This window comes from Acidovorax sp. Root217 (assembly GCF_001428645.1).
In the GTDB taxonomy this organism is placed as follows: Bacteria; Pseudomonadota; Gammaproteobacteria; order Burkholderiales; family Burkholderiaceae_C; genus Acidovorax.
Genome location: NZ_LMIH01000019.1, coordinates 26,798 through 35,151 on the forward strand (window position 1 = coordinate 26,798; position 8,354 = coordinate 35,151).

Below are 8,354 nucleotides of genomic sequence, written 5' to 3' on the forward strand. Positions count from 1 at the left end.
GGCGGTCTCCCGGCTCAGCCTGCCGCTGCGGCGGCGGCCAGGGCTTCGTCTACGGTGCGCAGCGTGGCAAAACGGCCTGCCAGCACGGTGGCGGTGCGGGCCTTGATGTCGGGGGCGGGCAGCGTGCGGCCATCGGGCTGCACCATGTCCCAGGTCAGGGTGGCGTCGGCCACGAAGTCCACCTCCCAGCCCAAATCCGAGGCGTGGCGCGTGGTGGTTTCGCAGCATTGCTCGGTGCGGATGCCGCTCACGATCAGGCGCTGGATGCCGTGGCGGGTAAGCCAGACATCCAGGCCCGTGCCCACCAGTGCACTGTGGCGCGACTTGGTGAAGGTGGCGGCGGCGTCGAAGGCGGCCAGGCCGTCGAGCGCCCGCACTTGGCCGGATTCGATGGCGAAGGGGTTGCTGGCATCCGCCGGGCCTTCGCTGTGGAAGATGCGCACCACGGGCACGCCCTGCGCCACGCTGCCTTCGATCAGCGCGTTCTGCGCCGCCAGGTAGGCCGGCAGGTCGTTGGCCGTGAAGTAGGGGCGCTGGCGGAAGGATTCCTGCACATCAATCACAATCAGACAGGTTTTCATGCTCGGGGCCTTAAAGTTTGGTTTGGAATGGCGCAATCTTCCCTTTGTAGAGCGGCGAAGTCCCGCCAGCCCTGGACATCTATCGATCAATTTCTGCCACGATTTTCGGTCTGGCCGGGGCATGTGGCAGTCTTGGTGCGCCCAATACCCTTGGTTTTTGAACGCGGCCTTTACCCAGCGCTTCCTGGCAGGGGTTTGCTGCTATTGAATGCATAGCGTCAGGCGCATGAAGCCATAAGCTGCTATGGTGTATAGGGTTTTCCCTATATATGGATAGCACCAGCACATCTTCTGCCCATGGCCCGCCGTTCCCGTCTCTTCTCGCTGTCAGCGCTCACTCGCGCCTACCAGCGCAACCTCAAGGCCTTTGAAAAGGCGGCCAAACCCATGCGTGCGCAGGCGGTGACGGCGCTGCGGGTCGTGCCCAAGCTGGCCCAGAAAGCGGCCAGGCCGCAGCCCATCCGCTCTGTGGCGCCGCGCCCGCGCAAGCCGCAGCCCGTCAGTGGCGAGTGGCTGGCAGGCATTGCGCCGGGGCCGGCGGGAGCGCGGCGCTTTCATCTGTACATTCCGCCCGCACTCGCGCTCAAGAAGGGCGAGACACTGCCGCTGCTGGTCATGCTGCATGGTTGCGGGCAGACCGGGCGTGACCTGGCCGCCAGTTCGCGCATGAACCGGCTGGCGGCGCGCAAGCGCTTTCTGGTGCTCTACCCCGAGCAGGAGCGCATGGCCAACGCCCATGGCTGCTGGAACTGGTTCGAGCGACGCAATGGCAAGGCCGCTGCCGAAGCCGCCACCCTGCTGGCGGCCGTGGACCAGGTGGCGCGCCGGCATCCGGTGGACCTCCATCGCGTGGCGGTGGCAGGCCTGTCGGCAGGTGCCAGTATGGCGGCCTTGCTGGGCGCCACCTACCCGGAGCGCTTTTGCGCCGTGGCCATGCATTCCGGCGTGGCGCCGGGCACGGCCGAATCGGCCGCCACGGCCATGGCCGCCATGCATGGCAAGCGCGAGGCGCACCTGCCCGAGCCGCCAGGCGCCAGTGCCCTGGTGCCGGGCCTGCGCATCGACGGCACGCCACTGCCACCGCTGCCCCCTCTGCTGATCCTGCACGGCGATGCCGACGGCGTGGTGTCCGTGCGCAATGCGGTGGCCACGGCCACGCTGTGGGCCGAGGCGCTGGGTGCGCGGGCCGGCACGGCGCGCATGCTGCAGCGCGGCAAGCGCCATGCGACGCGGGTGACTGAATACCGGGCACGCGCCCGCTCGGTGGTGGCGCTGCGTGAAATCGTGGGCCTGGGCCATGCCTGGAGCGGCGGTACCCCCAGCCTGCCCTACAGCGACCCGCAAGGGCCGGACGCATCCACGCTGGTGTGGGCCTTCGTGGAAAAGCAGTTCGCGCGCAAATGACCGGGCCGCGCCGGCTGGCTCAGACCAGCCGCGCGGCGACCAGTTCCTTCTTCAGGTAGGCGTAGAACAGCGGGGCCGCCACCAGCCCGGCCGGGCCGAACACGGCCTCGGCCACGAACATCACGCTCAGCAGCTCCCACACGCCCATGTGCGTGCGCCGGCCCACGACCTTGGCGTTGATCACGTACTCGGCCTTGTGGATCAGGATCAGGAAGCCCAGGCAGGCTGCAGCGGCCATGGGCGATACCGACAGGCCGACGATGGTGATCACCGCGTTGCACAGCAGGTTGCCCACGATGGGCACCAGCCCGGCCACGAAGGTCAGTGTGATCAGCACGGGGGTGTAGGGCAGCTCCAGCCCCCACAGCGGCAGGATGAACAGCAGGAACAGGGCCGTGAGCAGGGTGTTGAAGCTCGCGATCCAGAACTGCGCGGCCACGATCTGGCGGAAGGCCTCGCCCAGCAGCGTGATGCGCTGCTGCAGGGCAGCGGCCAGGGGCCCGCGCGGCGGTGCCGGCGGCCGCACCGCCGCGAGCGAGCCGATCAGCAGGCCCACGTAGGCGAACAGCAGCCCCGCCAGCCAGGCACGCCCGGCCATGGCCAGCGCGCCGGCCTTGGCACCCAGGTAGCTGGCGATGATGCGCTGGATCTCGGCCGCGCCTTCGGGCAGGTGGCTGGCCATGTCGGTCGGCAGCTTCAGCCGCAGCTCCAGCACCGTGCGCGCCATGTAGTCGAGCAGTTCGCGGTATTGCTGCGGCGCCTCGACCAGGTAGCCGCGCGAGTGCGTGACCCCTATCGCCAGCAGCACCAGCGGCGAAAGCATGACCACGGCGGCCGCAGCCAGCTCGGCCAGGCGCGGCAGAACGCTGGAGGGCGATGCGCTGCGGCGCCGGGCCAGCCGCGCCAGCCACTGCGCGAGCGCCCGCGTTGCCAGGAAGCCCAGGCACACGCACAGCAGGCCGGGCAGCAGGTTGCGCCACATCACCAGCAGCAGCGCACCGGCCATCAGCAGGTAGCTGGCCAGTGCCACGCCGCGCGGCAGTGGGTCGAAAGGGGCAGGGGCGCCGATGCCGGCGCCCGTGACGGGCACGGCAGGTGTGCCGGGGGGGCGGGCGGGCACAATGCCCGTGCCCGCTTCAGGCGGCTCCCGTGGTGGCTGCGCCATGGCGCGTGGCCGCCTCAGGCGACGACCACGGCGGCGCCGTCAACGCGTGGCGCAATGGCGCCAATGGTATAGACCTTTTCGCCCGCAGCCGCCAGCGTGGCGGCCGTGGCGGCGGCGTTGGCGGCATCCACCACCACCACCATGCCGATGCCGTTGTTGAAGGTGCGGTTCATCTCGATGTCGTCGATGCCAGCCGTCTTCTGCAGCCAGGCGAACAGCTCCGTCTGGGGCCAGCTGCCCTTGGTGAGGTGGGCGGCCGTGCCTTCAGGCAGCACGCGCGGGATGTTCTCCAGCAGACCGCCGCCGGTGATGTGGGCCAGCGCCTTGATGGGGTGGGCGGCCAGCGCAGCCAGCACGTTCTTCACGTACAGGCGCGTGGGTTCCATGATGGCCTGCTTGAAGGGCTTGCCGTCCAGCGTGGCGGGGGTGTCGGCGCCGGCGCGCTCGATGCACTTGCGCACCAGGCTGAAACCGTTGGAATGCACGCCGTGGCTGGCCAGGCCCAGCACCACGTCGCCGGGCTGCACGTCCTTGCCGGTGAGGATCTTGGATTTTTCGACCGCGCCCACGGCAAAGCCGGCCAGGTCGTATTCGCCTGTGGGGTACATGCCGGGCATTTCAGCCGTTTCGCCGCCGATCAGCGCGCAGCCGCTCAGCTCGCAGCCGCGGGCAATGCCGCCCACCACGGCCGCAGCCGTGTCCACATCGAGCTTGCCGCAGGCGAAATAGTCGAGGAAGAACAGGGGTTCTGCGCCTTGCACCAGCACGTCGTTGACGCTCATGGCCACTAGGTCGATGCCCACGGTATCGTGCATGTTCCACTCGAAGGCCAGCTTGAGCTTGGTGCCCACGCCATCGGTGCCGGAGACCAGCACGGGCTCCTTGTAGCGCTTGGGCACCTCGAACAGCGCGCCAAAGCCGCCGATGCCGGCCAGCACGCCTTCACGCATGGTTTTCTTGGCCAGGGGCTTGATGCGTTCGACCAGCGCGTCGCCCGCGTCGATGTCAACGCCGGCGTCTTTGTAGGAAAGGGGGGTGGGGGTGGCGGAGGAGCTCATGGATGGTGTGGTGCTGGTAGGCCCGCACGGCGGGCTGGAATCCAGGGATTTTAAGGGGCATGCTCCTCCGCTGGCTCTCAGCCCTGTCGAAACGGGGGCTTTGGAGGGCGGCGCGACAGGTTTGCCCGCCACGCCGCAGGGGCCCCGCCAGGCGGCGATGCCCTGGTAACGCAGGGCCGCCAGCGCGTTGGCGGCGATCAGCACCACCAGGCCCCAGGCGAGCAGCGTGGTGTGCTTGCATCATGGCGCCAGCAGGAGACTAAAATCGGCCATATTGTCGCTGCCGGGATCTTTCGCAAGAGGCGTCCCGGTGCAATGCAACGGCCCCTGTGCCGCCACTTTTGCCGCGTTCCGCCGCAGTCACCTACGGCCAGACATCTTTCAATGCCACCTGTGATGCCGCTGCTGATCTTCTCCCTGCCCGCCGCTTTCGCGCCCACCGCCACGGGCCGGCCCCTGCTGCCTGGGTGCCGCGCATGAAGCAACTGGCGCTCGACATCGGCCTGGCCACGGGGCCAACGCTTTCCCGCTTCTTCCCCGGCCCGAATGAGGCCTCTTTGCAACACCTGCGCCTGGCGGCCGGGGTCGGCAGCAGCCAGGCCACCCGTTCGCCGGTGCCCACCTACCTGTGGGGCGAATCCGGCAGCGGCAAATCGCACCTGCTCAAGGCCGTGCGCCAGGCGCTGCGCGACCAGGGCGACAGCGTCGGCTGGCTCGACCCCGCCGTGGCCGAGCCGCCCGAGTTCGACGAGGGCTGGTCCGCCGTGCTCATGGACGACGTGCACCTGTACAGCACGGCCCAGCAGGCGACGGCCTTCAACTGGTTCGTCAACGCCATCAGCCCGGCCAGCGGCAGCCAGCGCTGGGTGCTGGCCGCCGGCAGCCTGCCGCCGGCAGACCTGCCTTTGCGTGACGACCTGCGCAGCCGCCTGGGCTGGGGCCATGTGTTCCAGCTGCAACTGCTGGGCGAGCCCGAGCGGCGCGCCGTGCTGCGCCAGGAGGCCGACGCGCGCGGCGTGTTCCTGGGCGATGAAGTCATGGACTACATGCTCAACCGTTTCTCGCGCGACCTGGGCAGCCTCATGCAACTGCTCGACCAACTCGACGCCTTTGCCCTGCGCACCCAGCGCGCCATCACCATCCCGCTGCTCAAGACGATGCTCGAGTCCGAATGAGCCAGCGCATCCACCTGCCGGCGCTCCGGTGCCTGACCGAATGACCTCCCCTGATTCCCTGGCCGCCCGTCCCCGGCTTGCCCTGTTCGACCTGGACCACACGCTGCTGCCGCTCGACTCCGACTACGAATGGGGTGAATTCACCATCCGCATCGGCTGGAACGACCCCGTCGAGTTCGCGCGCCGCAACGGCGAGTTCTATGCCCACTACCAGGCAGGTACACTCGACGTGCACGATTACGTGCGCTTTGCCACCGAGGCCGTGCGTTTGCGCGGGCCCGATGCTGCGGCCGCCGCCCATGAACGGTTCATGCGCGAGGTCATCACCCCGGCGATACAACCCCAGGCCCTGGCCTTGGTGCAGCAGCACCTGGACGCGGGGGACGAGGTGCTGATCGTCACCGCCACCAACGAGTTCGTGACCACCCCGATTGCCAAGGCGCTGGGGGTGGGCGAGCTGCTGGCCGTGCAACTGGTGCGCGATGCGGCTGGCTGGTACACCGGCGAGATCGACGGCGTGCCCACCATGCGCGAAGGCAAGGTGACGCGCATGGAACAATGGCTGGCCCAGCGCCAGCTCACCTGGGGTGATGTCGAGAGCACGTTCTACAGCGACTCTATGAACGACGTGCCCCTGCTCGAAAAGGTCGACCACCCGGTCGCCACCAACCCCGACCCGCGCCTGCGGGCGCTGGCCCAGGAGCGCGGCTGGCGCATACTGGACCTGTTTACTGCACACCCATGATCAAGAAGTTCATCGACAAACTGCTGGGCAAATCGACGCCTGGCACCTCGGGCGGCAAGCCGCATTTCGGCAAGCGCGAAGAGGTGCCCGCCACCGTGCACGGCATCAACCCCGAGCTGGTGGACCGCCGGGCGGCCGAGGTTGTGGCCACGCTCAAGCAGGCCGGCTACGAGGCCTACATCGTCGGTGGCGCCGTGCGCGACCTGCTGCTGGGCCTGCGCCCCAAGGACTTCGACGTGGCCACCAATGCCACGCCCGAGCAGGTCAAGGGGCTGTTCCGCCGGGCCTTCATCATCGGCAAGCGCTTTCGCATCGTGCACGTGGTGCATGGCCGCGGCCGCGAGCACGAGGTGATCGAGGTCTCCACCTTCCGCGCCTACCTGGACAACGCCGCCGCCGGCCAGGTCGCGGGCAACGAAAAGACCAGCAAGCAGCAGCTGTCGGGCATGCAGCATGCCGTGGACGCCAGCGGACGCGTGCTGCGCGACAACGTCTGGGGCCCGCAGGACGAGGATGCCACGCGCCGCGACTTCACCGTCAACGCCATGTACTACGACCCGGTCAGCCAGATCGTGGTGGACTACCACAAGGGCATCCAGGACGCCAAGAAGAAGACGTTGCGCATGATTGGCGACCCCGCCACGCGCTACCGCGAAGACCCGGTGCGCATCATCCGCGCCGTGCGCTTTGCCGCCAAGCTCAGCGCCCTGGGCTTCACCATCGAGGCCAAGACGGCCGCGCCCCTGGTGCAGTCGCAGACGCTGCTCGCCGACGTGCCGCAAAGCCGCATGTTCGACGAGATGCTCAAGCTCTTGCAGACCGGCCATGCCATCGCCACCATCGCCCAGCTCAAGAAGCTCGGCATGTCCAAGGGCATCTACCCACTGCTGGATGTGGCGGTGGAACGCGCCGAGACCCCCTTCGTGAGCGCCGCGCTGGCCGACACCGACCGCCGCGTGGGCGAGGGCAAGCCCGTGGCGCCGAGCTTCCTGCTCGCCTGCGTGCTGTGGGAAGACGTGCGCAACGGCTGGAACGAGCGCATGACCAACCAGCGCCAGCACGCGCTGCCGGCGCTGCAGGAGGCCATCGACGAGGTGTTCGACAAGCGCATCGGCGACGTGTCTGGCCGCGGCAAGCTGGCGGCCGACATGCGCGAGATCTGGGTCATGCAGCCGCGCTTTGAAAAGCGCGTGGGCAGCACGCCCTTCGGCATGGTCATGCAGCCGCGCTTTCGCGCCGGCTTCGACTTCCTGCGCCTGCGTGCCGACGTGGGCGAGATCAGCGAGGCCCTGGCCGAATGGTGGCAAGACTTCCAGGCCGCCGACGACGACCGCCGCGAGGACCTGATGGACCAGGCCCGCGAAGAACAGAAGGCGCGCCAGCGCGTGAGCCAGCCCACGGCGCGCCGCGTGCCCAAGGCATCGCCGGACGGCGAGGGCCAGGCCCCGGCGGCCCCGCAACCCAAGCCGCGTGCGCCCCGTGCTGCCGCTGCCGACGGTGGGCAGGACGATGCAGACGACTTCGCACCCGACCACGGCGGCGATGCCGTGCCACCCGATGGCAGCGCCCCCAAGAAGCGCCGCCGCCGTCGCCGCAAGCCCACGGGCGGTGGTGGCGGTGAAGGCTCTGCCGCGCCTGCGGCACAGTGAGCCAGGCCGCCGGCATGGGCGCCACCACAGCGGTCTTCATTGGCCTGGGCGCCAACCTCGGTGATCGGGGCGCCGCCCTGCAGCAGGCGCTGGCCTCCCTGGCGGCCCTGCCGCAGACCGAGGTGCGCCAGGTCTCCTCGCTGTACCGCAGCGCGCCGGTGGATGCCGATGGCCCCGACTACCTGAACGCCGTGGCCGAGCTGGCCACGGAGCTGACCCCCAAGGCCCTGCTGCAGGCCCTGCAGGCCATCGAACTGGCAGCGGGCCGCGAACGCCTGTACCGCAATGCGCCGCGCACGCTGGACCTCGACATCCTGCTCTATGGCGACGAGGCCATCACCACCCCCGATCTCACCGTGCCGCATCCGCGCATGGGGGAACGGGCCTTCGTGCTGCTGCCCTTGTCCGAGCTGGCGCCTGCGCGTGTCACCCCAGGCCAGTTGGCGGGCGTGGCCAGTCAGCGCATTGAGCGCACTGAAACCTTGCTCTGGCCAGTGGCAGGCTCCAGCAGCTAAGAGCGGCTAACAAAACTCTTCTGGCGTCGTTGCTGCGTCTTGTCGTACTGCTCGTACTGCCT

Annotated in this window: 8 protein-coding genes; 5 read left to right on the top strand and 3 right to left on the bottom strand. The window is 68.9% G+C overall.

Annotation, left to right across the window (positions count from 1 at the left end):
• Nucleotides 1–14: 14 nt before the first annotated feature.
• Nucleotides 15–581, bottom strand: a complete 567-nt coding sequence (locus ASE31_RS19435; RefSeq protein WP_057203474.1) for a cysteine hydrolase family protein — start codon at nucleotides 579–581, stop codon at nucleotides 15–17.
• Nucleotides 582–878: 297 nt separating this feature from the next.
• Between ASE31_RS19435 and ASE31_RS19440 the strand changes: the two genes are divergently transcribed.
• Nucleotides 879–1,985, top strand: coding sequence for a PHB depolymerase family esterase (locus ASE31_RS19440; RefSeq protein WP_057203475.1), 1,107 nt, complete (start codon nucleotides 879–881; stop codon nucleotides 1,983–1,985).
• A gap of 19 nt (nucleotides 1,986–2,004) precedes the next feature.
• Here the strand turns inward: ASE31_RS19440 and ASE31_RS19445 are convergent, their stop codons facing one another.
• Entirely contained in the window at nucleotides 2,005–2,991 is a 987-nt protein-coding gene (locus ASE31_RS19445; RefSeq protein WP_369818118.1) for an AI-2E family transporter, read from the bottom strand.
• A gap of 173 nt (nucleotides 2,992–3,164) precedes the next feature.
• Complete coding sequence (purM, locus tag ASE31_RS19450; protein ID WP_057203476.1) at nucleotides 3,165–4,208, bottom strand: phosphoribosylformylglycinamidine cyclo-ligase; 1,044 nt, start codon at nucleotides 4,206–4,208, stop codon at nucleotides 3,165–3,167.
• A gap of 476 nt (nucleotides 4,209–4,684) precedes the next feature.
• On the opposite strand from purM, the gene hda reads away from it, so the two are divergent.
• The 4 genes from hda to folK are packed head-to-tail and all read left to right on the top strand — an operon-like array spanning nucleotide 4,685 to nucleotide 8,292.
• Nucleotides 4,685–5,383 carry a DnaA regulatory inactivator Hda gene (hda, locus tag ASE31_RS19455; protein WP_057203477.1) on the top strand — a complete coding sequence of 233 codons (699 nt, stop codon included), beginning with the start codon at nucleotides 4,685–4,687 and terminating at the stop codon, nucleotides 5,381–5,383.
• Nucleotides 5,384–5,423: 40 nt separating this feature from the next.
• Entirely contained in the window at nucleotides 5,424–6,128 is a 705-nt protein-coding gene (locus tag ASE31_RS19460; RefSeq protein WP_057203478.1) for an HAD family phosphatase, read from the top strand.
• Nucleotides 6,125–7,777 carry a polynucleotide adenylyltransferase PcnB gene (pcnB, locus tag ASE31_RS19465; RefSeq protein ID WP_057203479.1) on the top strand — a complete coding sequence of 551 codons (1,653 nt, stop codon included), beginning with the start codon at nucleotides 6,125–6,127 and terminating at the stop codon, nucleotides 7,775–7,777. The genes ASE31_RS19460 and pcnB overlap by 4 nt, the downstream gene beginning before the upstream one ends.
• A 14-nt stretch (nucleotides 7,778–7,791) precedes the next feature.
• Nucleotides 7,792–8,292, top strand: coding sequence for a 2-amino-4-hydroxy-6-hydroxymethyldihydropteridine diphosphokinase (folK, locus tag ASE31_RS19470; protein WP_057203506.1), 501 nt, complete (start codon nucleotides 7,792–7,794; stop codon nucleotides 8,290–8,292).
• The last annotated feature ends 62 nt before the right edge of the window (nucleotides 8,293–8,354 follow it).

Excerpts from the sequence above, each read along its gene's own strand:
- pcnB (WP_057203479.1), top strand. The coding sequence starts at position 6,125 with ATGATCAAGAAGTTCATCGACAAACTGCTGGGCAAATCGACGCCTGGC.
- ASE31_RS19440 (WP_057203475.1), top strand. The coding sequence starts at position 879 with ATGGCCCGCCGTTCCCGTCTCTTCTCGCTGTCAGCGCTCACTCGCGCC.
- ASE31_RS19435 (WP_057203474.1), bottom strand. The coding sequence starts at position 581 with ATGAAAACCTGTCTGATTGTGATTGATGTGCAGGAATCCTTCCGCCAG.
- hda (WP_057203477.1), top strand. The coding sequence starts at position 4,685 with ATGAAGCAACTGGCGCTCGACATCGGCCTGGCCACGGGGCCAACGCTT.
- folK (WP_057203506.1), top strand. The coding sequence starts at position 7,792 with ATGGGCGCCACCACAGCGGTCTTCATTGGCCTGGGCGCCAACCTCGGT.
- purM (WP_057203476.1), bottom strand. The coding sequence starts at position 4,208 with ATGAGCTCCTCCGCCACCCCCACCCCCCTTTCCTACAAAGACGCCGGC.
- ASE31_RS19445 (WP_369818118.1), bottom strand. The coding sequence starts at position 2,991 with ATGGCCGGTGCGCTGCTGCTGGTGATGTGGCGCAACCTGCTGCCCGGC.
- ASE31_RS19460 (WP_057203478.1), top strand. The coding sequence starts at position 5,424 with ATGACCTCCCCTGATTCCCTGGCCGCCCGTCCCCGGCTTGCCCTGTTC.